Consider the following 25,447-nt stretch of genomic DNA (forward strand, 5'->3'; position numbering starts at 1 on the left):
GTCCGGGATTCCTCCGCGCGCCGCGCCGAACACACTGACCTGCCATTGCGCATTGGAGGCCGGATTCCCGTGGAAGAAATGGCGACGGCAACCGCGCGCAGCCGTTCCCTCGTGTTCGCCCCGAGGATTCAGGAGCTGCTGGCCAGGGACGAGAAGGTGTTCCGGATCGACCCGTCGAAGGTCGGCGTCTCGGACTCCCGGCTGATGGCCGAAATCGTCGCGGCCCGCCCCGTCCTTTCCACCGAGCGATCGGTCTACAAGCCCGCCGCCGGCTCCGACATCCCCCACGACAGCGCGACGCGCACCATCCGCGCACTGGGGCAGGACGCCATGGCGGGCATCCGCAAGCCGCCGCCCCCGGCGCGCGGCATGGCCGGCTCCTGGCCCTACGCGGGCACCTCCTACCTGCGCCGCTGGCTGTTCTCCGACGACCCGCTGCCGGTCTCCCTGCTGTCGAAGCGCGGCGTCACCCGCTCCGACACCCTCTCCCGGCTCGTCGACCGCGCCGTCACCGCCTGGCCCGGCTCCGCCGACCAGGACGGGGGCACCGAACTGGCCGGACTGATCCGCGGCGCCGACGAGACGCTGGAACGCAAGCAGGCCATCGCGATGTACCGGCGGGCGACGGCCACCCTCTGCGACGGCGTGGCCGCCCTGGCCGGCAACGCCCTGTGGCTCATGGGCCCGGAACGGGACCTGCCGGAGCACCGCGCCAAGCTCACCGACGTCCTCTGGGAGACCCTGCGCCTGCTCCCGCCCGCCTGGATGCTCTACCGCAACGGCGGCGCGGCCTACACCGAACTCCACCCCGAGATCCGGCCCGAGGACGACGTCGCGCTCTTCCCACTGCTGATGCACCGCCACCCCGACTACTGGTCCGACCCGCTGGACTTCCGCCCCGAGCGCTGGGACGGGGTCGCGGACCCGGAGAAGACACCCGGGTTCATGCCCTTCGGCTTCGACGGCGCCCGCTGCTGGGCCAAGCACCTGATCGTGCCGCTGGCCGAGCAGCTGCTGACCGCGGCCCTGGACAACCGGCTGGTCGTCCACAGCCCGCGGCAGGACGCGCAGGTGCCGCTGCGCTCGCTGCTCGCCGTACGGTTCGAGGCGCGGGTCCGGGCCTGACGCCCCGGCGCCGCCTCCGGAACACCCCCGCCGCCCCGGAAGACCCCTGACACCACGGGACACACCATGGAATCGCCCACACTGGCCGACTGGGTCGGCGACGTCGACGGCTTCACCGGCCGCCAGTGGCAGCGCGAGCCCGCGCTCTTCCCCCGGAAGGCCCCGGAGGCGCCCGCCTCGCCCGCTGCGCCCGCCTCGCCGTTCGACCTCGACGAACTCGACGCCGCCTTCGACGGCGGGCTGCTGCGCACGCCCTACCTGGAGATGGTCCGCTCCGACAAGGTGACCATCCCGCCGGAGGCCTTCACCACCTCGCGCACCGTCAACGGCACGGCGCACCACGGCTTCGCGGACCGCGCGAAGGTGCTCGCCCAGCTGCGCCGCGGGGCGACCCTGCTGCTGCGCTGCGTCGACCAGTGGCACCGCCCGACCGGCGAACTGGTGGCGCGGCTCTCCGAGGAACTCGACCGGCGGGTGGAGGCCTTCTTCTTCGTCACCCCGGCCGGCGCCCAGGGCCTCGCCGTGCACCGCGACGACGCCGACGTGTTCGTCCTCCAGGCCGCCGGACGCAAGACCTGGTACGTCCACGACGCGCCGACGACGGCGGACTGGCGGCTCGGCGAACTCCCCGAGGACGAGCGCTCCCCGCTGCGGCTGCACGGCGTCCTGGAACCCGGCGGCGTGCTCTACATCCCGCGCGGCTTCGCCCACCGGGCGGTCGGCGCCGGGGGCCTGTCCGCCCACCTGTCGCTGACCGTCCGCGACCTCTCCGTCCAGGACCTGCGCACCGCCCTGGAAGGGCAGTTGGCCGAAGGCCTCGGCCTGCCCGCCCGCCCGCTCGGCGAGCCCGCGATCACCGACGCCTGCGCCGCCCTGCTCGCCCACGCCCGGACGAGGCTCGACGCCCTCGGACCGGAGGACCTCCTGCGCGCCGCCCGCGCCGCCCGGACCGGCACCCCCCACGCCCCGGCAGCCCCGGCCGAACCCGCGGAAACCCTCACCGAGGCCGCCCGCACCTGGGAGTCCGCCACCCCCGCCGACGGCCGCCCCGGGCTCGCCTCCGTCGGCCGCACCTGGCGCCGCCTGCGCGGCGCGGCCGGGTAGCCTGCGGCGACGCGCCCGGCGCACGGAATCCGCATCGGGCTGATCAACCGCCAAGCCTGATCCGACTGACTGATCTTCGGGACCGTGGAGCCACCCCGGACCGACGGCCGTTTGGTTTCCGGGAGGCGGGTTCCCGGGAGGCGCGTGTCCGGGTAGCGCTGGGGCAGGACTGGCTCCAGCAGGACATCGGGCACGGCCCCGGCAGCTGCCACGACGGCCTGGTGCGGCTGCTGAGGGCCGCCGGGGTGGCAGCGCCCCGCACCGGGGGTCACGATGGAAGCCCGGCCACCTCCGGCCCCGGTCCGATCGGAGCGCGATGAGCGACCAGCACAACGTCGTCCTGCTGACCTTCCCCGAGGCCGCCGCCTGGCGCCCGGCCTTCGACGAGGCGCAGCACCTGCCGGGCCTGCGGATGGTGGCGGCGATGGAGCGCAGCGCCGACGGGCTGCTGGAGGTCGCGGACACCTTCACCCGGGGCGCGGGGGTGGCGACCGTCGGCTCGGGTGTGCTGGGCGGCCTGATCGGGCTGCTCGGCGGGCCGGTCGGCGTGCTGCTGGGCTTCGCGGCCGGCGCGGCGCTCGGCAACGCGGCCGAGGAGCACCAGGCGAGCGAGGGCGGCGCCGGGCTGATCATGCTCTCGCCCCGGGTGCCGGACGGCGGGGCGCTGCTCGCCGTGGAGCTCCGGGAGTCCTCGCCCGCCCCGGCGGACGAGCTGGCCGCCCGGCACGGGGCCTCGGTCGAGCGGATCGACGCGCGCGAGTTCGCCGAGCGGGTCCGGGCGGCCGAGCAGAAGGCGGACGACGCGGGGGCCTCCTGAGCGGCACGGGGCCTTCTGAGCCGCGCGGGGGCCTCCTGAGCCGCGGGGGCCGTACGGGACCGGGCGTCCGGTCCCGTACGGCCCCCGCCGTCACTCCGCCCGTAGCGCGTCCACGGTGCGCGCCCGCGCCGCCCATACGGCCGGGAGCAGCGCGCCGAGCAGGGCGATCGGCACGCCGCCGAGCCCGAGCAGGACCAGCGCCGGGGTACCGAAGACGTCCAGCGCGGCGGGCGGGAAGTTCAGCCCGGCGCTGAGGCCCATCGCGGGCACCGTCAGGCCGTGCAGCAGCAGCCCCACCGGCAGGCCGATCGCGCCGCCGACGGCACCGGTCAGCAGGACCGAGGCGAGGACGACGCCCACGGTCTGGCCCGGGGTCATGCCGAGCGCCTTGGCGACGCCGGTGTCCCGGGTGCGCTCGCGGATCTCCAGGACGACGGTGTTGAACACCCCGAGCCCGGCGACCACGAGCAGCAGCAGGGTGAGCGTGGCGGTGAGCGAGTTCAGGGCGGCGATCGAGCCGCTGGAACCGTGCGGCCCGCCGGTGTCGGCGGTCATGTGTGCCGGGGCGAGCGCGGCGGTGAGGGCGGCGGCGTAGCCGGCGCGGTCGGTGCCCGGCTTCAGCTTGACGAACCAGAAGTCGGGGGTCGGGGCCGTTCCGGGCGGGTAGCTGCCGGCGTCGGTGAGCAGTTCGTTGGTCTGCACGTGCGGGTCGAAGACCTCGCCGACGATCCGGACGGTGACGGCCCGGCCGTGGGTCGTGAAGGTCACCTGGTCTCCGAGGTTGACGGAGGCCTCGGTCAGGAAGGTGGACGGGGCGACGGCCTCGCCCGGGCCCCGGTACCAGCGGCCGCTGACCATCTTGTAGCCCGCCCGGGAGGAGTCGCCGTCGAAGGCGGTCACCGTGGTGGCGCCGGCCACCCCGGGGACGGTGACGTCCTCGGTGCCGTTGCCGAGGTACCCGGCGGTGCCCGGCTGGGCGTCCAGCGCGGCGGTGACGACGGCCCGGTCGGCCGGGACGGGCCTGGCCGGCGCCGTTCCGGGCGGGCCGTCCGGCCGGACCGGGTGCACCGCGACGTCCCCCGCGTCGCGGGTCTTCGCCTCCTGCACCCAGCTCATCGTCCCGCCCATGCCCACCGCGAAGACGGCCGCCGCCGTGCCGAACAGCACCGCCGCGAGCGTTCCGGCCGCGCGGGCCGGGCGGGCGAAGGGCTGGGCGAGGCCGAGGCTGAGCGGCCGGGGCAGCGGCAGCCGGGCGGCCACCGCGGCGGCGCGGGCGGCCAGGACGTCCCGCCGGGTGCCGCCCGCGGTCCGGCCGACGGCGAGCGCGTCCACCGTGCGCAGCCGGCCGGCCCGGGCGGCGGCCCAGGCGACCAGCGCGACGGCGGCCAGGGTGCCGCCGGCCACCGCGACGTCCACCCAGGGGGCGAGGCCGGAGGTGTCGGTGCCGTACAGCGAACCGGTGGTGGCGAGCACCGGGACGGTCAGCGCGTTGCCCACGACGACCCCGAGCAGGGTGCCGGCGGCGGCCGGGACCAGCGCCTGGGCGACGTACGCCCGCACCACCTGGGCGGGGGTGCAGCCGAGCGCCTTGAGCACGCCGATCCGGCGGGTGGCGGTGCCCACCGCGCCGGCCACCACATTGCCCGCGACCAGCACGGACATCGCCATGCCGAGCAGGCCGAAGGCGACCATGAAGGGCAGGAACAGCGCGGTGTTGCGGTCCGAGCCCTGTTTGGCGGTGAGCCAGGACTGGGCGCCGGTGAGCGCCCCGGCGGGGGCGGCGGCGGTGACGGCGGCCCGGTCGGCGGCCATGGCGTCGGCGCTGCCGGCGTCGCTGAAGCGGTAGAGCATCTGGTAGCCGGGGGTGCTGCCGGGCGCGGTGAGGGCGGCGACGGTCTCCGGGGTCACCCAGGCGTCGGCGGTACGGCTGACGGAGCGGGCGAGGCCGACGACCTTGAGGGTCGGCGCCCCCGGCAGGCCGGGCACCCGCAGGCTGCCGCCCAGCCCCCTCGGCTGGTCGTGGTACCCGGCGTCGATCACCACCTCGCCCGGCTGCTGCGGCCAACTCCCTTGGACCAGGGTGATGTTGTCGACGCCGACGGCGGCCGAGGCACGCCCGGCGACGGTCATCGGCCCCATCGTCACCCCGGGCGGCATGCCCAGGCCGGGCCCCGGCTCGGGGTCGACGGTGACGGTGCGGTACGGCCCGGCGGCGGCCGCCACCCCGGGGGCGTGCGCGGTGGCGGCGAGCTGGTCGGCGCTCGCCCGGGCGCCGTCGAAGCGCGCGGTGAGGTGGGCGCCGCGCTGGTGGTCGAAGGCCTGGTCGAAGGGGTCCTGGGAGGCGACCAGCAGCGAGCCGCCGAGGACGGAGCAGGTGGTGGCCACCAGGGCGGCCAGCCCGACCGCGACGGACTGCGTCCGGCGCCTGCGCACACCGGCCCGGACGACCCTGCCGAGCGCGCTCATGCCGTCACCGCCGGGCCCGGAGCCGTACCCGAAGTCGAAGCCGCGGCCGAGTCCGCCTCGACCCGGCCGTCCCGCATCCGCACGGTGCGGGTGGCGCAGTCCTCGGCCAGGGTCAGGTCGTGGGTGACGAGCAGGACGGTCTGCCCGTCCTCGTGCAGTTCCCGGAACAGCTCCTTGACGTCCTCGCCCGAGGCCGAGTCCAGCGCCCCGGTCGGCTCGTCCGCCAGCAGCAGTGTCGGCCGGTTCATCAACGCCCGTGCCACCGCGACGCGTTGGCGCTCACCGCCGGAGAGCCGGCCCGGGTGGGCGCGGGCGTGCCGGTCGATGCCGAGGCTCTCCAGCAGTTCGGCGGCCCGGCGCCGGGCCTCGGCGCGCGGGACGCCGGCCAGTTCGCCGGCCAGCACCACGTTGTCGGCCACGGTGAGGTCGTCCAGCAGGTTGAAGAACTGGAACACCATGCCGATCGTGCCGCGCCGGTAGCGGGCCGAGGCCGCCTCGCCCAGCCGGTCCACCCGCACCCCGGCCACGGTGACCGTCCCGGCGCTCGGCCGGTCCAGCCCGGCGACCAGGTTCAGCAGGGTGGACTTCCCGCTGCCGGACGGGCCGAGCACGGCCACCGACTCCCCCGCCCGCACGCTCAGCGTGACCCCGTCCAGGGCCGCCCGGGCGCCCTCGTAGTGACGGCTCACCCCGTTCAGTTCGATCACCGGATCGCCGCTCATGTCCCCGCTCCTCCTCGCTGCCCGCCTGCTGACGAGGACGAAGGTACGAACGGGCGGCCCGCGCCCGCGTCAGCCGTCCGCCGCACCATCGCTACCGCGTCCGGCGGACCCGGGCGCGACGTCATCCTTCCGACGTAGTCGCCGGGTGTACCCGCCGCCCGCCACCCGCGGGGCTGTCCCCCGGCGCCCGCGGCCCCCACAATGTCCCGGTGATCAACCATCCGACGGTGCGGCGGCTGCGCGCGGCGGTCCGGCTGGCCGGCGGCCCGGGCGGACCGCCGCCGCCCCGGCCGACCAGGCGCGGCCTGGCCTTCGACCTGGCCCTGGCCCTCTTCCTCGCGCTCACCGGCGGGCGCTACGCGACCATCGCGCAGAACCCCGGCCATCCGGACCGGCACAGCCTGTTGCTGCTGGTGGTGCCGCTCGTCCCGCTGCCGCTGGTGCTGCGTCGGCGCCACCCGCTGGCGGTCCTCTGGGTGGTCCTGCCCACCGCGCTGCTGGTCCGGCACGAGTCGGAGGACATCGCGTACGCGGCGGGCGTGGCGGTGATCGTCGCCGCGTACAGCGCCGCCGCGTACGGGCGCCGCGCGACGGCCCTGCTGCTGAGCCTGCCGGCCGCGACCGCCGCCCTCGTGGTGCTCTTCGCCGCGGCCAAACTGCCGCACTTCCCCAACGGGGTGATGGCCGTCCTGGTCCTGGTGCCGGTGTTCGCGGTCGCCTACGAACTGCGGATGTGGCGCCGCCGGGTGGACGAGGGGCGGGAGCGGCTCTCCGCCCTGGAGCGCGGGCAGCTGGCCGCGCTGGAGCGCGCGGTGGAGCTCGAACGGGCCCGGATCGCCCGGGAGTTGCACGACGTCGTCACCCACAACGTGAGCATGATGACGATCCAGGCCGGGGCGGCCCGCAAGATCCTGGACACCGCCCCGGACAAGGCCCGCGAGGCGATGGCCGCGGTGGAGTCCGGCGGGCGCGCGGCGATGACCGAACTTCGGCACGTGATGGGCCTGTTGACCATCGATTCGGAGAGTGCCGACGACCCGGCCGCCGGGGCCGACCTCAGCCCGCAGCCGGGCCTCGGCCGCCTGGAGGCGCTGGTCCACGGCGTCCGGCAGGCCGGGCTGCCGGTCGAGCTGACCGTCCGCGGCGAGCGCCGGCCCGTCCCGCCCGGGGTCGAGCTGGCCGCCTACCGGGTGGTCCAGGAGGCGCTGACCAACACCGTCAAGCACGCGTCCGGCGCCGACGCCGCGGTGACCGTCGAGTACGCCCCCGACCGGCTGCTGGTCGAGGTCACCGACACCGGCGGCCGCCCCACCGGCGCCGCCACCACCGGCAACGGACGCGGCCTGCTCGGCCTGCGCGAACGCCTCGCCGTCTACGGCGGCACCCTGCACACCGGCCCCCGGCCGCGCGGCGGCTACCGCGTCAAGGCCCTCGTCCCCCTGGAGAGTTCATGAACGAGCAGCCGCTGCGGGTGGTGGTCGCCGACGACCAGGCCCTGGTCCGCACCGGGTTCCGGCTGATCCTGGAGTCGGAGGGCATCGACGTGGTGGCCGAGGCCGAGGACGGCGAACAGGCCGTCGCCGCCGTCCGGCGTACCAGGCCGGACGTGGTGCTGATGGACATCCGGATGCCCGGCCTGGACGGGCTGGAGGCCGCCCGCCGGATCCTGGCGGACGGGGCGCGACAGCCGCCCCGGATCATCATGCTGACCACCTTCGACCTCGACCACTACGTCTACGCGGCGATGGCCGCCGGGGCCAGCGGCTTCCTGCTGAAGGACGTCACCCCGGAGCACCTGGCGGCCGCCGTCCGGCTGGTCCGCACCGGGGACGCGCTGCTCGCCCCGGCGATCACCCGCCGCCTGGTCGAGCGCTTCGCCCGCCCGGACGACCCGGGCGCCGCCGCCGTCGCCCCGCACCGGGAGCTGGGCACGCTCACCCCGCGCGAGCTGGAGGTGATGGCACTGCTCGCCCGCGGCCTCAGCAACGCCGAACTCGCCGCCCGGCTGGGGCTGTCCGAGGCGACGGTGAAGACGCACGTGGCCCGGATCCTCGGCAAGCTGGGCCTGCGGGACCGGGCCCAGGTGGTGGTCGCGGCGTACGAGACCGGGCTGGTCAGCGTGGGCTCCGCGGCCGAGGGGCGGTAACGCGCAGCGGGAGCCCGGGGGTTGACGCCCCCGGGCTCCCGCCGTGCCGGCCGCGTCAGCCGCGGGTGCGGATCACGCCAGGTCGAAGCGGTCCGCGTTCATGACCTTGGCCCAGGCCGCGACGAAGTCCTCGACGAACTTCTCCTTGGCGTCGTCGCTCGCGTACACCTCGGCGACGGCCCGCAGTTCGGCGTTCGAGCCGAAGACCAGGTCCGCGCGGGTGCCGGTCCACTTCACCCGGCCGGACTCGTCCCGGCCCTCGAAGGTGTGCGCGTCCTCCGAGGTGGCCTTCCAACTGGTGCCCAGGTCCAGCAGGTTGACGAAGTAGTCGTTCGTCAGCACGCCCGGCGTCCCGGTGAGCACCCCGTGCGCGGACCCGCCGTGGTTGGCGCCCAGCACGCGCAGGCCACCGACCAGCACGGTCAGCTCGGGCGCGCTGACGCCCAGCAGGTTGGCCTTGTCGAGCAGCAGGTACTCGGCCGGCAGCCGGTTGCCCTTGCCGACCCAGTTGCGGAAGCCGTCCGCCTTGGGCTCCAGCGCGGCGAAGGACTCGGTGTCGGTCAGCTCCTGCGGCGCGTCCACCCGGCCGGGCTCGAACGGCACCTCGACGGCCAGGCCGGCCGCCTTCGCGGCCTGCTCGACGCCGACGCCGCCGGCCAGCACCACCAGGTCCGCGAGCGAGACCTGCTTCCCGCCGGCCTGCGCGTTGAACTCCCGCTGGACGCCCTCCAGGGCGCGCAGCACCGCGGCCAGCTTGTCGGGCTCGTTGACCTCCCAGCCGATCTGCGGCTGGAGCCGGATGCGGCCGCCGTTGGCGCCGCCGCGCTTGTCGCTGGAGCGGAACGAGGAGGCGGCCGCCCAGGCGGTGGAGACCAGCTCGGACACCGACAGGCCGGTGGCGGTGATCCGCCGCTTGAGGTCGGCGACGTCGGCCGCGCCGATCCGCTGGTACGTGACCTCCGGCAGCGGGTCCTGCCAGAGCAGGTGCTCGGCGGGGACCTCCGGGCCGAGGTAGCGGACGACCGGGCCCATGTCGCGGTGGGTCAGCTTGTACCAGGCGCGGGCGAAGGCGTCGGCGAACTCCTCCGGGTTCTCCAGGAAGCGCCGGGAGATCGGCTCGTATACCGGGTCGAAGCGCAGCGAGAGGTCGGTGGTGAGCATGTTCGGGGCGTGCCGCTTGCCCGGGACGTGCGCGTCCGGCACGGTGCCCTCGCCGCCGCCGTCCTTGGGCTTGTACTGCCAGGCGGCGGCCGGGCTCTTGGTGAGCTCCCACTCGTAGCCGAACAGCGTCTCGAAGAAGCTGTTGTCCCAGGTGATCGGGGTGGCCGTCCAGGTGACCTCCAGACCGCTGGTGATCGCGTCGGCGCCCACGCCGGTGCGGAAGCTGCTCTTCCAGCCGAGGCCCTGCTGCTCCATGGGGGCGGCCTCGGGGTCCGGGCCGACGTTGTCGGCCGGGCCGGCGCCGTGGGTCTTGCCGAAGGTGTGGCCGCCGGCGATCAGCGCGACGGTCTCCTCGTCGTTCATCGCCATCCGGTAGAAGGTCTCGCGGATGTCGCGGGCGGCGGCGAGCGGGTCGGGGTTGCCGTTGGGGCCCTCGGGGTTGACGTAGATCAGGCCCATCTGGACGGCGGCCAGCGGGTTCTCCAGCTGGCGGTCGCCGGTGTAGCGCTCGTCGCCGAGCCAGGTGGTCTCGGGGCCCCAGTAGACGTCCTCGTCCGGCTCCCACTCGTCGACCCGGCCGCCACCGAATCCGAAGGTCCGGAAGCCCATGCCCTCCAGGGCCACGTTGCCGGACAGGATGATCAGGTCGGCCCAGGACAGGGCGCGCCCGTACTTCTTCTTCACCGGCCACAGCAGGCGGCGGGCCTTGTCCAGGCTGGCGTTGTCCGGCCAGCTGTTCAGCGGGGCGAAGCGCTGCTGGCCGCCGCCGGCGCCGCCGCGGCCGTCGCTGATCCGGTAGGTGCCGGCGCTGTGCCAGGCCATCCGGATGATGAAGGGGCCGTAGTAGCCGAAGTCGGCCGGCCACCAGTCCCGCGACGTGGTGAGGGCCTCCTGGATGTCCCGCTTGACGGCCGGGAGGTCGAGGGTCTTGAAGGCCTCGGCGTAGTCGAACTCCGCGCCGAGCGGATTGGCCACGGCGGGATTCTTCGCGAGGATCTTCAGATTGAGCCGTTCCGGCCACCACTGGCGGTTCCCGCCGCCCTGGGTGGGGTGCGGCGCGCGCCCGTGGTTCACCGGGCAGCCCTCCGCGTTCGCCTCTACGCCGGTTGCATCGTGGTTGTCAGACATGGGAATCCTTCCCTCACAAGGCGGATCACGGTGTCTTCATCTGCTACCTACGGCACCTACTGCTGCGGTCTGGCCTGGTGCGCCCCGTGGTGTTCCCGCTCGGCACCGCGCACGGCGGTGACGGGAGTGGTGACGGGAGTCACGTGCTGCTGCTGTCCAGGCTAGCGCCGGAGCCGATCCTACGGTGGACGGAATCCAAGTCAAGAAAGACACCAAGCCCATATCCGATCGGGATCCGGAGGGCACCGGAAGCGCATTGGTAAACTCCGGTCCTCCCCATTACCTGAATAGGTGAACCGATATGAGTGACCTCCTGGAGCGGCTGCGCGGGCGCGGCTGGCGCCTCACCTCCCAGCGGCGTGTCGTGGCCGAGGTCCTGGACGGCGAGCACGTGCACCTGACCGCCGACGAGGTGCACGCCCGGGCCGCCGAGCGCCTCCCGGAGATCTCCCGGGCGACGGTCTACAACACGCTCGGCGAACTGGTCACCCTGGGTGAGGTCGTCGAGGTCGCCACCGACGGGCGCGCCAAGCGCTACGACCCGAACGCGCACCACCCGCACCAGCACCTGGTCTGCACGGGCTGCGGCGCCATCCGCGACGTCCACCCGCAGGGCGACCCGCTGGCCGACCTGCCGGCCGAGCAGCGCTTCGGGTTCGTCGTGGCGCAGGCGGAGGTCACCTACCGGGGGCTGTGCCCGGACTGCGCGGGCTGACCGCTCCGGCGGCCGGCCGTCCGCCCTGCCCGTACCCGCTGGCCGTACCCGCTGGCCCGCCGTGCGCCGATCGGGGGCCGGGATCCCTTAGGGTCGACCAATGGCGAAGTACTTCGACGTGCATCCAGAGTCCCCCCAGCCGCGCACCATCGGCTCCGTGGCCGCCGGCCTCCGTTCCGGGGACCTCATCGCGTACCCGACCGACTCCTGTTTCGCCCTGGGCTGCCAGCTGGACAACCGCGACGGCCTCGAACGGATCCGGTCGATCCGGCGCCTCGACGACCGCCACCACTTCACCCTCATGTGCATGGACTTCGCCCAACTGGGCCAGTTCGTCCACATCGACAACAACGTCTTCCGCGCGATCAAGGCCGCGACGCCGGGCAGCTACACCTTCATCCTCCCCGCCACCAAGGAGGTGCCGCGCCGCCTGCTGCACCCGAAGAAGAAGACGGTCGGCGTCAGGATCCCCGACCACGTCGTCACCAGGGCCCTGCTCGCCGAGCTCGGCGAGCCCCTGGTCTCCAGCACCCTGCTCCTCCCCGGCGAGGACGAGCCGATGACCCAGGGCTGGGAGATCAAGGAGCGGCTCGACCACCAACTGGACGCCGTGCTGGACTCCGGCGACTGCGGCACCGTGCCGACGACGGTCGTCGACTTCTCCAGCGGCGAGGCGGAGATCACCCGGCGCGGGGCCGGCGACCCCGAGCGCTTCGAGTGACGCACCGGGCGCACCGGGCACACCGGACGCATCCGGAGGGCGGTCTCAACCCCACTGGACCCACAGTGACTTGAGCCCGTTCTGGAAGTTGGAGACCAGCCGCCGCGGCGGCCGCCCCGGCACGAGCCGGAGCCCCGGCAGCCGCTCGACCAGGCAGCGCAGCGCCGACCTCAGCTGCAGGCGGGCGAGTTGGGCACCGAGGCAGAAGTGCGGACCGTACCCGAAGCTCACATGGTCGTTCGGGCTACGGGTGACGTCGAACCGGTCCGGGTCGGGGAACACCACCCCGTCCCGGTTCGCGGAGGCGTGGTAGACCACCACCTTGTCGCCCCGCCGGATCGCCCGGCCGCCCAGCTCCACGTCCCGCGTCGCGGTGCGGCGGAAGTCCATGACGGGCGGCCACCAGCGCAGCATCTCCTCGACGGCGGTGGGGACCAACTCCGGTCTCTCGCATAGCAGTTCGTACTGCTCCGGATGGCTCAGCAGGGCGTACAGGCCGCCGGGCAGGCCGTTGCGGACGGTCTCGTTCCCGGCGACGGCGAAGAGGAAGAACATCGTCTCGAACTCCTCGACCGTCAGCCCCGCTTCGAGCGTCCGGGAGAGCAGGCCGCCCGGCGCGGGCCGCCGGGCCAGGCCGTGGGCGTAGGCGAACATGTCCGCCAGGGCGGCGCGGGAACGGGGGTTGACCGGGCGGCCGTCCGGACCGGTCCGGCTGGTCGGACGGCGGGCGAGCGCGACACGGCCGAGTTCGGTGAGCGCGGCCGGATCGGCGGTGCCGGAGTGGGCGTAGTCGGCGTCCTGGTAGCCGATCACCCGGTTCGCCCAGTCCAGCAGCAACCCCCGGTCCTGCTCCGGCACGCCCATCACCCGGGCCAGCGTCCACACCGGCAGGTCGGCGGCGAGCCGCACGAAGTCCGCGCGACCGGCCGGACGCACCTCCTCCACCAGCTCCCGCACCCGCCCGTCCACCGCCCCGGCCAGCTCCGCCAGGGCGCGCGGGGTGAACGCCCCGGCGACGATCCGACGCAGCCGGGAGTGGTCGGGCGGGTCCTGGTTGAGCATCATCGCCCGCGCGAACGCCAGGTCCGCCGGGGAGTCGGGGTCACGGATCTGCGTGGCCCCCAGGTGCGAGGAGAACAGCTCGGGACTGCGCAGCACATGCTTCACATCCGCGTGCCGCAGCACCGCCCAGTACCCCGGCCCGCCCGGCCACCCGCCGACGGGAGGCTCCTCGACCCAGCAGACGGGGGCGAACTCGCGGAGTTCCCGCAGGAGTTCGTACGGAACGCCGTGGGCGTAGGTGTCCGGGAGGAAGAGCTGGTTCACGTGCGCCTGATCGAGGGCCATACCGACGGACGGTACGTCACGCCACCGGTTCCCGGAACGGCTCCGGCGAGGGGCGCGGAAGGGACTGGTCACGACCATCTATCCCGTGGCACCGGCTGTGAACGCCCCGCTAGACTCCGCCCGCTCGATCACATGTGCGCTTTCCGTGCGCACGACCTGTCCAAGGTGGGGGGAGTAGATGAACGTGCTGCCGATCGGCAGACAAGTACGACGAAAGCGAGGGGGAGGAGGCCGCGCAGCCGCCTCCGGAGCCCTCCTGTTGACCGTCCTGGCCTCGCTGATGGGCCAGGCCGCCCCGGCCCAGGCCGTGGGAGCCGCACCGACGGCCGCCACCGCCTCGCCGCAGGCGGGCGCCCCGGCGGACCCGGGCGTCAAGCCGGACCCGACCTCGACTCCGGCCGCGGCTCCGAACCCGGCCGCGGGCGAGGGCAGCGCAGCCGCCGCCGCACCGGACCGGAAGGCCGACCAGGAGGCCCTCGCCCAGCAGCTGCGGCAGGCCGACCCGAGCGGCCCGTGCCCGGCGGCGCTGCAGCCCAACACCGTGGCGAGCTGCACCGTCGACCAGAGCGGGACCGTCACCTTCGGCATCGACCTGCCGCAGCAGAAGGACCTGCTGCTCGTACAGATCGCCGCCGCCCAGGGATCCCTGATCCCGTCCGTGGTCGCCCCCGACGGCACCGCCGTGACCTGCGACGACCCGGTCGGCCCGAGCTGGGGCAGCAGCCAGTCCCTGCGCTGCGCCACCACCCGGGCCGGCACGTACACACTGAAGGTCGGCACCGTCAGCAGCTCGCCGACCGCGCTCGCGCTCTCGTACCTGCCGCTGCGGTCCACCACCGCCTGCCGCACGATCGGCCCCGCCGACCTCACCCTCGGCGCCCCGACCGTGTACCAGGGCGACCTGGCGCTCGGCTCGGCCGGTGACTGCTACCAGGTGAACGGCCTCGCCGCCGGCGACATGCTCCGCACCGGAGCCACCGTCCGGGGCGCCACCACCGTCGTCTACGACGCCACGGGCACCCCGGTCTGCGACAAGTGGGCCTCCCCCGACTGCCGCCTCACCGGCACCGCCCCGTACCGGATCACCGCCCAGCGCTACAACGCCACCGCCCTGACGTACGACTTCTTCGCGGCGCGGCTCTCCCGCCCGGAGGGCTGCACGCTGGTCGAGCCGCAGGCGTTCGGCGTCTCCCCGGACCCGACCCCGGTCACCCGCTGCCGCACGCTGCGCGTCCCGGAGTCCGCACAGTACGAGTTCGGGACGGTCCTCCAGGCCGACGGCTCCGTCGCCGGCGGGCTGTACACCGCCGACGGGGCCCCGCAGGGCGGGCTCTGCTCCCAGGGATCCTGCGAGCTGACGCCGGGTGACTACACCTGGGCCGTCGACCCGTACGCGGTCTCCGTCGGCGCGTTCGGCATGGCCTTCCACTCGGCCAAGGAGACCCGGGGCTGCGTCGCGGCCAACGACAGCGGTCTGACGGCCGGCCCGGCCACCGGCACCTTCGGCGGGCCGGGCCAGCAGCTCTGCCTGACCCTGCCGACCGCCTCCGGCAAGGGCGTCTACCTGATCAACCGGCCGCCCGCCGACGGCACCACGGCCGGCGGGCGGGTCGTCGACGCCTCGGGCGCCAAGCAGTGCGACATCGGCGGCTCGACCACCTGCAAGCTGACCGGCACCGCCCCGTTCCGCGTCGTGCTGACCGGAACCCCGTCCAAGGCCTACGGACTGGTGGTCCACCGGACCGAGGAGACCGCCGGCTGCACCGCCTGGCCGCAGAGCGGGTTCGACGGCTCCTGGGGCGTCGAGGTCCCGATGCCCCAGGGCTCACAGGAGGCCGTCTGCCTGAGCCTGCCCGCCGACCAGCACTCCACCACCGAGGTGATCGACTACGGCAACCTCAAGAACCAGCTGAACGCCGAGATCACGGTCGTGGACGGTACGGGCAGCCCGGCGTGCTCGTTCATCGCCTACGGCAACTCGGCCAAGTCCTGTGCCCTGACCTACGGCGTCCCGTACACCGCGCTGCTGATCCCGATCCGGACCTGGGAGGCCGACAGCTACAAGCTCACCCGGCGCGACGCGTCCCCGAGCGCACAGTGCCTCACCCCGTCCTCGACGACGGTCGGCGGCCCCTCGCTCCGATTCGACCTCACCTCCGCCCTGGACGCCCGGTGCGTCCGCGTCGACGCCGCAGCCGCGGACAAGCTCTGGATCGGCTCGCGGCCGGGCAGGAACGCGTACGGCCCGGGGGTGCTCGCCGCCGTGCTCGACGCCGGAGGGAAGAACGTCTGCACCCAGTGGGGCACCAGCTGCCTGGTCACCGGCACTACCTCGTACACCATGGTCCTGTTCGCGGCCGGCTACAAGGACAAGCCCCTGCACACCAGCGTGGACACCTGGAAGGTCGGCACCGCCGACGGCTGGGCACCGGAGTGCACCGCCCACCCGGTCTCGATCGACGGCTTCCCGCAGCGCAGCGGGGTGTTCACCGAGGACTCGACCGGCTACTGCGCGGTGGTCGACATGAAGCCCTCGCAGTCCTTCAACGTCGCCGGCACCAGCAGCGCCCCCTTCAGCCAGCAGCCCGCCGTCACCCTGCTGAGCGGCACCCACTGGAACCGTGACTACTACGACCACCAGTGCGTCAACTCCAGCGGGTTCAGCGCCCGGTGCCAGACGTTGAGCTCCGCCGACGGCGGCCAGGCCGTCCTGATCGTCACCCCCGGTACCTCGGACCTGCCGGTCGAGTACAGCTTGCAGGGCACCTGCGACTCCTCCTGCCCGCGACCGCAGCCGCGGCCCGTCCTGGCCTCCGTCAGCCCCTCCACCGGCGCCGCCGGGACGAGGGTCCAGGCCGTCATCCGGGGCTCGGGACTGACCCTGGGCAGCAAGGCCAAGCTGGCGGGCAGCGGCGCCTCCGGCACGCAGTTCCTGGAGACGGTCTCGGTGAGCGCCGACGGCACAGCGCTCGACGTGCTGCTCGACACCAGCAGCCTGGCGCCGGGTAAGTACAACATCGAACTCGACGGCGTCTACGGGGTCTCGCTCCCCGATGCCTTCACCGTCACCGCCGCCACCACCCCGTCCAAGAGCCGGTTCGTCCCGATCGACCCGGCCCGCTTCCTGGACACCCGGGACGGCACCGGCGCCCCCGCCCAGCGGGTCGGCGCGGGCGGCGTGGTCGGCCTCCAGGTGGCCGGCATCAAGGGCGTCCCGGCGACCGGCGTCACCGCCGTCGTCATGAACGTCACCGCCGTCAACCCGACCGGCTCCGGCCACATCATCGTCTACCCCGACGGCCAGCCGCTGCCGAACGTCTCCAACCTCAACTACGAAGCCGGAAAGATCGTCCCGAACCTGGTGACGGTCCCCGTCGTCAACGGCAAGGTCGACCTGCGCAACAGCGCGGGCGACGTCGACCTGATCGCCGACGTCACCGGCTACTACACCGACGGGGCCGCCGGGTCGGCCTTCTCCCCGATCACCCCGGCCCGCTTCCTGGACACCCGGGACGGCACCGGTGCCCCCGCCCAGCGGGTCGGCGCGGGCGGCGTGGTCGGCCTCCAGGTGGCCGGCATCAAGGGCGTCCCGGCGACCGGCGTCACCGCCGTCGTCATGAACGTCACCGCCGTCAACCCGACCGGCTCCGGCCACATCATCGTCTACCCCGACGGCCGGCCCGTACCGAACGTCTCCAACCTCAACTACGAAGCCGGAAAGATCGTCGCCAACCTGGTGACGGTCCCCGTCGTCAACGGCAAGGTCGACCTGCGCAACAGCGCGGGCGACGTCGACCTGATCGCCGACGTCACCGGCTACTACGGCGACTCCGGCTCGACCTACTCCCCCACCACCCCCGTCCGGCTGCTGGACACCCGCAACGGTGTCGGCGCCCGAGCCGGAGCGGTGAGCGGCGGCGGCGTCGTCAGCATGCGGGTGACGGGCCTGGAGGGCGTGCCGGTCAGCGGCGTCACCGCCGTGGTCCTCAACGTCACGGTCACCGAGCCGACGGCGGACGGCCACCTGATCGTCTACCCGCACGGCACCGACCGCCCCGGCGTGTCGAACCTCAACTTCACGGCCGGGCAGACCAGGGCCAACCTGGTCGTCGTCCCGGTCGTGGACGGCCGGGTGACGTTCTTCAACAACTGGGGTGACACCCACGTGATCGCCGACCTGAGCGGCTACTTCACGGCCTGACCCCGTCCCGCCCGTCACGAACGCTGCCGTGCCGCCCGATCCCCGGGCGGCACGGCAGCGCCGTTTCCGGCTCCCATAATGGAGGCCGGTTCAGCGGGTCGGGCGGCGGGGGCGGGCACGTGCAGGACGGGCAGGTCAGGAACGGCATCTACGGCAGCGCCACCGTGCACGGCAGCGTGCAGCAGGCCCGGCAGATGACCTTCCACCAGTACGCGGCACCGACCGCCCCGGTGGAGTGGCCGGTGGTGATCGGGCGGATCCCGCCGAAGGCGACGGCCTTCCAGCCCCGGGAGCAGCTGCGGGAGGAGATCGACGCGGCGCGCGGGCAGTACGGGACGGTCGTGCTCAGCCAGGTGCTGGCGGGTGGCGGAGGCGTCGGCAAGTCCCAACTCGCGGCGCACTACGCACGCGAGGCCGTCGAGACGGGCACGGACCTGGTCCTGTGGGCCGACGCCGCCGAACCCTCCGCCGTGACGGAGCAGTACGCCCGAGCCGCCGTGGAACTCCGCGTACCCGGAGCGAACGGCGAGGCCGAGCAGGACGCCGAGCGCTTCCTGGCCTGGCTCGCCGCCACCGAGCGCAGCTGGCTGATCGTCCTCGACAACACCACCGAGCACACCCCCGAACAGCTGTGGCCCGTCACCAGCCGGGGTGGCCGGGGGCGGGTCATCGCGACCACCCGCCACCGGGGCGCCGCCAGCACGGGCGGCGACCGGACGCTCATCGACGTCAGCACCTACTCCCCCGCCGAATCCATCAGCTACCTGAGCGAACGGCTGGAGCGGGCGAAGTGCGCCCGCTTCCTCGACGAGCACGCGGCCGAGCTCGCCGAAGAACTGGGCCACCTTCCGCTCGCGCTCGCCCACGCCGCCGCCTACATGGTCAACACCCGCCGAAACTGCGGCCGTTACCTCGAACTCTTCCGCGACCGCACCCGCAGCCTCGACGCCGTCCTCCCCGCCCGCACCGGCGCCGACGGCTACCGGGGCCCAGTCGCAGCGGCACTGCTCCTGGCCCTCGACGCGGCCATGCTCGAGCAGCCGATCGGCCTCGCCAAGCCCGTCCTCCACCTGGCCGCGCTCCTCGACCCGGCCGGGCACCCTCAGGAGCTATGGAGCACTGAGGCGGTACTCGACTACCTCAGCAGCGCTCGCGGCACTCCCGTCGCGGCCGACGACGCGCTGGACGCGCTCGCCGTACTGCACAACTACAGCCTCATCACCCTCACCGAGACCCCGAAGCGGGAGATCGCCCTTCATGCCCTTACTTCCCGCGCGACTTCGGACACAGCCACCGACCTTCAAGGCCCGTTCCGAGCGGCGGTCGCTGCCCTGATCGCCCTGTGGCCAGCAGAGGACCACACCGACCGTGAACTTGCTGCCGTCCTGCGTGTGAACACCGACGCCCTGACTGAGCGGTCTCGTAACCAGCTTCGAGACATATTCGACGGGTTCCACCAACTCCTTCGCCGCGCCGGCCAAAGTCTGATCAGTGCAGGCCTCTACGCCAGTGCCGTTCAGCATTGGAGCCAGCTCGCGACCATGCTCCAACACATCTGCGGCACAGAGCATCCCCACACGCGTGACAGTCTCGCCCACCTCGCCGCCGCATACTGGGAGGCTGGACTGACCAGCGACGCCATCGAGATCCAAGAGCGCCTCCTTGCCGAAGCAGAACAAGCCCTCGGCACCAATCACCCCAACGCGCTCAGGGCCTGCAACAACCTTGCCGCCAGTTATATGCAGGCGGGGCACACTCAGAAGGCCCTCGAATTGCTGGAACGCCTCCTCACTGGCGTACATGGCACCCTCGGACCGGACCATCCCAACACCCTCACGGTCCGCCACAACCTCGCCAGCGTCTATCACCAGGCGGGACTCTTCGAGGACGCCGTAAGCATGTTCGAGAAATCACTGTTCGAGATCGAACGCATCCGTGGCCTGGAGCACCCGCACACCCTGGCCACCCGAAACAACCTCGCCAACGCCTACAAATCCGCGGGGCGCACCGACGATGCAATCACACTCCAAGAGCGTGTACTCATCGATGCCGAACGCATCCTCGGGGCCGAACACCCCGATACCCTCGCCACAGGGAACAACCTCGCCGACGCCTATCGGAGCGCTGGCCGCATCAAGGACGCCATATCTCTCCAGGAGCATGTGCTCGCCAATGCGGAACGCACTCTTGGCAGCGACCATCCCAAGACGCTCACCACCCGAAACAACCTCGCCGCGAGCTACCAGCAGGCAGGCCACACCAGCGACGCCATCACACTACTGGAAGGCCTGCTCGCTGACACCGAGCGGACCCTTCCCGCAGACCATCCTCACACCATTACCGCTCGAAATAATCTTGCCGCTTCCTATCAGGCAGCAGGGCGTACAAACGATGCGATCCGCCTGTTCGAGCGAGCCCTCTTCGATGCCGAACGCATTCTCGGCGACCGTCACCCAAAGGCCATGACCACTCGGGTCAACCTTGCCAGTTCCCTCTGGCGCAGCGGGCGCAGGCGGGAAGCCGAACCAGTGCTCATGACGACGCTCGCCGACCAGGAGCGTCTCCTCGGGCCCAACCATCCGGATGCCATCACCACCAGGCACGTCATGGCTTTTCTGAAGCAGCATGGGTCCGCGACACATGCAGGTATCGACTTGACGAATGAAGAAATTTCCGACCACGCCTAATTCGGACACCATCGATAGCGGCGACAGGTCCAAGCATAGGCCGCGGCGCCAACCATCAGACCCGGCATCTGTATGCGACCCCAAGGGCTGGCTCTTGGCTCCGCACGAATTGTTCCGAGCTCGCCCAGTCAGCCCGACGCCGCCCACGACAGCAGCACCCGCAACCCGTCGTCCGAGGCCGAGCCCGGGTCGGCGGTGTAGGTGACCAGCGCCTGTCCGGAGTCGTCGGCGGGCCGCAGCGTGTCGTAGGCGAGGTCGAGCGTGCCGGCGAGGGGGTGGCGGAAGGACTTCCGGCCGGAGGTCTTGTCGGCGACCGGGTGGTCGGCCCACATCTGGCGGAACTCCTCGCTGCCGAGGCAGAGTTGACCGACCAGTTCGGCGAGCAGGGGGTCGTCGGGGCGGCGGCCGGCTTCGAGGTGGAGGAAGGCGACGTTCTCGCGTGCGCAGCCCGCCCAGTCGGCGTAGAGCTCGCGGGAGGCCGGGTCGAGGAAGGTGATGCGGGCGATGTTGCGGTCCTCGACGGGCAGGGCGCCGTAGTCGCCGAACAGGGCGACGGCGGCGCGGTTCCAGGCCAGGATGTCCATCCGGTGGCCCATCACCACGGCGGGGGTGTGGTGGAGCTGTTCCAGCAGGTGCAGCAGGGAGGGGCGCGGCTGCTGGCGGACGGCGGGGCGGCGGCGCGGCCTGGGCGTGGGACGGGCGAGGCGGTGGAGGTGGCCGGACTCGTCGGGGGCGAGGCGCAGGGCGCGGGCGACGGCGTCGAGGACGGCGTCGGACGGGTTGCCGACGCGGCCCTGTTCGAGGCGGGTGTAGTAGTCGACGCTGACGCCGGCGAGGTGGGCGAGTTCCTCGCGGCGCAGTCCGGCGACGCGGCGGCGGCCGCCGTAGTCGGGGAGGTCGACGTCCTCGGGGCGCAGGCCGGCGCGGCGGGTGCGGAGGAATTCACTCAGGGCGCTGCTCGGGTTCACGTCATGGATTCTCACCCGGACGGGTGCCGCCGTGCCTGGTCCTGCCAGGACCAGGCACGAAGAGGCACTCAGCCGGTTAGCGACGGGAAGGCCGGGACGAGCCCGCCGTCGATCACGACGTCCTGACCGGTGATGTACGAGGAGCGCTCGGAGAGCAGGAAGGCGACCGTCTCCGCGACGTCCTCGGCGGTGCCCAGCCGGCCGAGCGGGACGTGGCGGCGGATCGGCTCGTGGTCGGCCGGGTCGGGGACGGCCGCGTGGAACATCTCGGTGACGATGTAGCCGGGGCTGACCGCGTTGACCCGGATGCCGCGCCCGGCGAGTTCGCTCGCGAGGGTGCGGGCGAGGCTGAGGACGGCGGCCTTGCTGGCGGCGTAGACGGCGGCGCCGGGCAGGCCGCGGTGCGGGGTCCAGGAGGCGTTGAGGACGACCGATCCGCCGCCGGCGGCGTCCAGCAGCGGCAGGGCGTGCTGGACGGTGAAGAACACGCCCTTGAGGTTGGTGGCGACGATCCGGTCGAACTCGGCCTCCACGACCTCGCCGACCGGTTGGAAGCCGGCCACGCCCGCGTTGGCGAAGACCCCGTCGAGGCGGCCGTACCGCTCACCCACGGTGTCGGCCAGCCGGGCGAGGTCGGCGGGTACGGAAGCGTCGGCGCGGACGGTGAGCAGCCGGTCGCCGGCGTCGAGGCGGGCCGCGGCGCGGGCGAGCCGGTCCTCGTCGCGGCCGGTGACGACGACCCGGGCGCCGGTGCCGAGGAGGTGGCGGGCGGTGGCGAAGCCCATGCCGCTGGTGCCGCCGGTGACGAGGACGGCGGGGGTGGTGGCGTCGGAGGAGATGTTGTTCATGGCGTCCACCCTCGGGACCGGCGCCGGGCCGGCACCAGGCCCGGTCCGACCGTGGGTCCCGGAGGACCACCCTCCGAAAGACACCTCTGGAGAACGGCTCCGGAAAACCGCCCTCCCGACCGGGAATCGGAGCGATCACCGGGTGGTTGGGCCAAGGCGACGGTCCACTACGGCACTCGCGAAGAAGGACTTCCCATGAAGATCGGCATCATCGGCGCGGGCAACATCGGCGGCAACCTGACGCGGCGGCTGACCGCGCTGGGGCATGAGGTGGCGGTGGCGAACTCCCGCGGCCCGGAGACGCTCAAGGCGCTGGTCGACGAGACCGGGGCGACGGCGGTGACGGTCCCCGAGGCCGCCCGCGGGGCACAGGTGGTGGTGGTGACGGTGCCGCTGAAGAACGTGCCGGACCTGCCCGCCGGGCTGCTGGACGGCGCCGCCGAGGGCGTCGCGGTGATCGACACCGGCAACTACTACCCGAAGGAGCGCGACGGCCGGATCGACGCGATCGAGGACGGCGGGCTCACCGAGAGCCGGTGGACGGAGCAGCACATCGGGCACCGGGTGGTGAAGGTGTTCAACGGCACCTACGCCCAGGACCTGCTGGAGCGTCCGCGCCCGGCGGGCGACCCGGAGCGGCTGGCCGTGCCGGTCGCCTCGGACGACGAGGCGGCCAAGCGGGTGGTCCGGGCGCTGGTCGACGAGTTGGGCTTCGACACCGTGGACGCGGGCGGCATCGACGAGTCCTGGCGCCAGCAGCCGGCCACCCCGGTGTACGGGCTGCGCGCCGGTGTCGAGGCGGTCACCCGGGCGCTCGCGGAGGCGTCCCCGGAGCGCCCGGCGGCCCACAAGGCCTGACCCCGCCGCAGGAGGCGGAGCCGGCAGCTCAGCGGAGCCGGCGCGCCCCCTCCGCCGGGACGGCGGTGAGGGTGCGCGGCTCCGCGTACCCGGCCGCGCGGAACGCGGCGGTGACCTCGGCGGCGACGTGTCCGGCCGCGTCCGCGTCCACCAGGGCGATGACCGAGCCACCGAAGCCGCCGCCGGTCATCCGCGCACCGTGGGCGCCGGCGGCCACGGCGGCCTCGACGGCGAGGTCGGTCTCCGGGCAGGAGACCCGGTAGTCGTCGCGCAGCGAGGCGTGTCCGGCGGTGAGGATCGGGCCAAGCGCGGCGGGGTCGCCGGCGTCCAGACGGGCGACGGCGGCCTCCACCCGGGCGTTCTCGGTGACCACGTGCCGCACCAACGGGACCAGCTCCGAGGGGAGTTGGGCGAGCGCGTCGGCCAGCCCGGACGGCTGGAGCGAGCGCAGCGCGGGCAACGCGAGCAGGGCGGCGGCCCGTTCGCAGCCGGCCCGCAGCGCGGCGTAGGCGCCGTCGCCGAGGTCGTGCTTCACCCGGGTGTCCAGGACCAGCAGGGCCAGGCCCGCGCCGGCCAGGTCGACGGGCACCTGACGCATCGTCAGGTGCCGGCTGTCCAGGAACAGCGCGGCCCCGGGGCGGCAGCACATCGAGGCCATCTGGTCCATGATCCCGCAGGGCACGCCGACGAAGGCGTTCTCGGCCCGCTGTGCGAGCACCGCCAGTTCGGCGGCCGAAAGGCCCAGCCCGTACAGGTCGTTGTAGGCGGCGGCGACGACGCACTCCAGTGCGGCGGAGGAGGACAGCCCGGCGCCGCTGGGCACGTCGCTGTCCAGCCGGAGGTCCGCCCCGCCGACCGGGTACCCGGCCTCGCGCAACGCCCAGACCACCCCGGCCGGGTAGCCGGCCCAGCCGGGCACGGAGCCCGGCGCGAGGTCGTCGACCGGGAGCGCGACGAGTTCCCGGCCCTGCGCGGACCAGAGCCGCAGCTGTCCGTCCCCGCTGCGGGCGGCCTGGGCGCGGACGGTCTGCGGCAGGGCGATCGGGAGGACGAACCCGAGGTTGTAGTCGGTGTGTTCGCCGATCAGGTTCACCCGGCCGGGGGCGGCCCACTCCCCCTCGGGCGGACGGCCGTACAGCTGCGCGAAGTCGTTCATGCGGTGGCCTCCCGCAGCCGGCGGGCCGCGTGCTCGGGGGTGACGTCGTTGACGAAGGCGTCCATGCCGGATTCCACCCCGGCCAGGTACTTGAGCTTGTCGGCGGTGCGGCGGATGGTGAACAGCTCCAGGTGCAGGGCGAGTTCGTCCCGCTGATCGGCGGGGGCCTGGTGCCAGGCGGAGATGTACGGGGTGCGGCCGGTGCCGAAGAGCCGGTCGAAGCGGCGCAGCAACTCCAGGTAGAGGGTGGGGAATTCTTCCCGCTGGTCGGCGTCCAGCGCGGTCAGGTCTGGCACCCTGCGGTGCGGGTACAGGTGCACCTCGTACGGCCAGCGGGCGGCGAAGGGGACGAAGGCCGTCCAGTGCGTCCCGGCGAGGACGACGCGCTCGCCGTGGGCGCGTTCGGCGGCGAGCAGGTCGTCGAAGAGGTTGCGGCCGGCGGTGGCGCGGTGCTCGGCGGCGCGGGCGGCCATCCGGGCGGTGCGCGGCGCGGTGAAGGGCAGGGCGTAGATCTGGCCGTGCGGGTGGGCGAGGGTGACGCCGATCTCGGCGCCCCGGTTCTCGAAGCAGTAGACCTGCCGCACGCCGGGCAGGGCGGAGAGTTCGGCGGTGCGGTCGGTCCAGGCGTCCAGGACCAGCCGGGCCCGCTCGGGGGTGAGGTCGGCGAAGGAGGCCTCGTGGTCGGCGGTGAAGCAGACCACCTCGCAGCGCCCGGCGCCGGGGCCGCTGGTCCACAGGCCCTCGGCGGCCCGGACGGGCTCCGCGGGCGGGCCGGCCAGCGAGGGGAAGCGGTTCTCGAAGACGGCCACCTGGTAGTCCGCGGCCGGGATCTCGCTGTGCCGCCCGTCCCGGGACGGGCAGAGCGGGCACTCCTCGGGCGGCGGCTGGTAGGTGCGCGCCTGGCGGTGGGCCGCGATGGTGACCCAGTCGCCGGTGGCCGGGTCGAGCCGGACCTCGGAGCCGGGGGCCTGCGGGTCGAGCGGCCGTTCGTCCACGGCGTCGCGGCGGGCGGCCGTGCCGCCGTCGCAGGCCGTGCCACCACCGCAGGCCGTACCGCCGTCACAGGCGGCGTCGCAGGCCGCGCCGCTGTCGTAGTAGATCAGTTGCCGACCGTCCGCGAGGGTGGTCACGGTCCTGACGGTGGGCTGGGTCAGGGACGTCCCGGGCATGGCCCTTCTTCCTCTGAGCTCTGAGTGGAACACCGGAATCAACAGAAAGCTACAATCTCAAACATTATCCACCAGGACCACGCACCGGACGTGGTCGAAGGAGGCCTC

18 protein-coding genes are annotated in these 25,447 nt (G+C 73.4%); 10 read left to right on the forward strand and 8 right to left on the reverse strand.

Annotated elements, in window-relative coordinates; translation table 11 throughout:
• The first annotated feature begins 78 nt into the window (after positions 1-78).
• From ACWDD9_RS32860 to ACWDD9_RS32870, 3 genes are all read left to right on the forward strand, one after another.
• Entirely contained in the window at positions 79-1,125 is a 1,047-nt protein-coding gene (locus ACWDD9_RS32860; protein WP_387966913.1) for a cytochrome P450, read from the forward strand.
• Between the two features lie 66 nt (positions 1,126-1,191).
• The gene (locus tag ACWDD9_RS32865) at positions 1,192-2,229 is read left to right on the forward strand and encodes a JmjC domain-containing protein (RefSeq protein WP_375874844.1); all 1,038 of its coding nucleotides are present in this window, start codon (positions 1,192-1,194) and stop codon (positions 2,227-2,229) included.
• A 316-nt stretch (positions 2,230-2,545) separates the two neighbouring features.
• The gene (locus tag ACWDD9_RS32870) at positions 2,546-3,046 is read left to right on the forward strand and encodes a histidine kinase (protein ID WP_380780228.1); all 501 of its coding nucleotides are present in this window, start codon (positions 2,546-2,548) and stop codon (positions 3,044-3,046) included.
• Positions 3,047-3,136: 90 nt separating this feature from the next.
• Here ACWDD9_RS32870 and ACWDD9_RS32875 read toward each other — a convergent pair whose 3' ends face one another.
• On the reverse strand, positions 3,137-5,512 hold the full coding sequence (locus tag ACWDD9_RS32875; RefSeq protein ID WP_449813610.1) for an FtsX-like permease family protein: 2,376 nt from the start codon (positions 5,510-5,512) through the stop codon (positions 3,137-3,139).
• Positions 5,509-6,234 carry an ABC transporter ATP-binding protein gene (locus tag ACWDD9_RS32880; protein ID WP_449813611.1) on the reverse strand — a complete coding sequence of 242 codons (726 nt, stop codon included), beginning with the start codon at positions 6,232-6,234 and terminating at the stop codon, positions 5,509-5,511. Before ACWDD9_RS32880 ends, ACWDD9_RS32875 begins: the two co-directional genes overlap by 4 nt.
• 209 nt (positions 6,235-6,443) lie before the next feature.
• On the opposite strand from ACWDD9_RS32880, the gene ACWDD9_RS32885 reads away from it, so the two are divergent.
• Positions 6,444-7,688 (forward strand): sensor histidine kinase, encoded by a 1,245-nt coding sequence (locus tag ACWDD9_RS32885; protein ID WP_449813612.1) that lies wholly within the window; start codon positions 6,444-6,446, stop codon positions 7,686-7,688.
• Positions 7,685-8,380 carry a response regulator gene (locus ACWDD9_RS32890; protein WP_449813613.1) on the forward strand — a complete coding sequence of 232 codons (696 nt, stop codon included), beginning with the start codon at positions 7,685-7,687 and terminating at the stop codon, positions 8,378-8,380. The genes ACWDD9_RS32885 and ACWDD9_RS32890 overlap by 4 nt, the downstream gene beginning before the upstream one ends.
• 72 nt (positions 8,381-8,452) lie before the next feature.
• Here the strand turns inward: ACWDD9_RS32890 and katG are convergent, their stop codons facing one another.
• On the reverse strand, positions 8,453-10,669 hold the full coding sequence (gene katG, locus ACWDD9_RS32895; RefSeq protein ID WP_449813614.1) for a catalase/peroxidase HPI: 2,217 nt from the start codon (positions 10,667-10,669) through the stop codon (positions 8,453-8,455).
• Between the two features lie 301 nt (positions 10,670-10,970).
• On the opposite strand from katG, the gene ACWDD9_RS32900 reads away from it, so the two are divergent.
• Both ACWDD9_RS32900 and ACWDD9_RS32905 read left to right on the forward strand, forming a co-directional pair.
• The gene (locus ACWDD9_RS32900) at positions 10,971-11,384 is read left to right on the forward strand and encodes a Fur family transcriptional regulator (protein WP_049650746.1); all 414 of its coding nucleotides are present in this window, start codon (positions 10,971-10,973) and stop codon (positions 11,382-11,384) included.
• Positions 11,385-11,484: 100 nt separating this feature from the next.
• The gene (locus ACWDD9_RS32905) at positions 11,485-12,105 is read left to right on the forward strand and encodes an L-threonylcarbamoyladenylate synthase (RefSeq protein ID WP_049650747.1); all 621 of its coding nucleotides are present in this window, start codon (positions 11,485-11,487) and stop codon (positions 12,103-12,105) included.
• 45 nt (positions 12,106-12,150) lie between these two features.
• Here the strand turns inward: ACWDD9_RS32905 and ACWDD9_RS32910 are convergent, their stop codons facing one another.
• Complete coding sequence (locus tag ACWDD9_RS32910; RefSeq protein ID WP_449813615.1) at positions 12,151-13,452, reverse strand: cytochrome P450; 1,302 nt, start codon at positions 13,450-13,452, stop codon at positions 12,151-12,153.
• Between the two features lie 259 nt (positions 13,453-13,711).
• Here ACWDD9_RS32910 and ACWDD9_RS32915 point away from each other — a divergent pair, with 259 nt between their 5' ends.
• Both ACWDD9_RS32915 and fxsT read left to right on the forward strand, forming a co-directional pair.
• On the forward strand, positions 13,712-17,653 hold the full coding sequence (locus ACWDD9_RS32915; RefSeq protein WP_449813616.1) for a hypothetical protein: 3,942 nt from the start codon (positions 13,712-13,714) through the stop codon (positions 17,651-17,653).
• A gap of 119 nt (positions 17,654-17,772) precedes the next feature.
• On the forward strand, positions 17,773-20,340 hold the full coding sequence (gene fxsT, locus ACWDD9_RS32920; protein ID WP_449813617.1) for an FxSxx-COOH system tetratricopeptide repeat protein: 2,568 nt from the start codon (positions 17,773-17,775) through the stop codon (positions 20,338-20,340).
• Positions 20,341-20,468: 128 nt separating this feature from the next.
• On the opposite strand, the gene ACWDD9_RS32925 is transcribed toward fxsT, so the two are convergent.
• Positions 20,469-21,308, reverse strand: a complete 840-nt coding sequence (locus ACWDD9_RS32925; RefSeq protein WP_234348310.1) for a helix-turn-helix domain-containing protein — start codon at positions 21,306-21,308, stop codon at positions 20,469-20,471.
• A gap of 68 nt (positions 21,309-21,376) precedes the next feature.
• Positions 21,377-22,156 carry an SDR family NAD(P)-dependent oxidoreductase gene (locus tag ACWDD9_RS32930; RefSeq protein ID WP_449813618.1) on the reverse strand — a complete coding sequence of 260 codons (780 nt, stop codon included), beginning with the start codon at positions 22,154-22,156 and terminating at the stop codon, positions 21,377-21,379.
• A gap of 195 nt (positions 22,157-22,351) precedes the next feature.
• On the opposite strand from ACWDD9_RS32930, the gene ACWDD9_RS32935 reads away from it, so the two are divergent.
• Positions 22,352-23,014 carry an NADPH-dependent F420 reductase gene (locus tag ACWDD9_RS32935; RefSeq protein ID WP_049650753.1) on the forward strand — a complete coding sequence of 221 codons (663 nt, stop codon included), beginning with the start codon at positions 22,352-22,354 and terminating at the stop codon, positions 23,012-23,014.
• Positions 23,015-23,042: 28 nt separating this feature from the next.
• On the opposite strand, the gene galK is transcribed toward ACWDD9_RS32935, so the two are convergent.
• The gene (gene galK, locus ACWDD9_RS32940) at positions 23,043-24,170 is read right to left on the reverse strand and encodes a galactokinase (RefSeq protein WP_449813619.1); all 1,128 of its coding nucleotides are present in this window, start codon (positions 24,168-24,170) and stop codon (positions 23,043-23,045) included.
• A complete protein-coding gene (galT, locus tag ACWDD9_RS32945; protein WP_449813620.1) occupies positions 24,167-25,339 on the reverse strand; it encodes a galactose-1-phosphate uridylyltransferase in 1,173 nt (390 codons plus the stop codon). Before galT ends, galK begins: the two co-directional genes overlap by 4 nt.
• Positions 25,340-25,447 lie beyond the last annotated feature (108 nt).

This window comes from Kitasatospora sp. NPDC001119 (genome assembly GCF_053598475.1).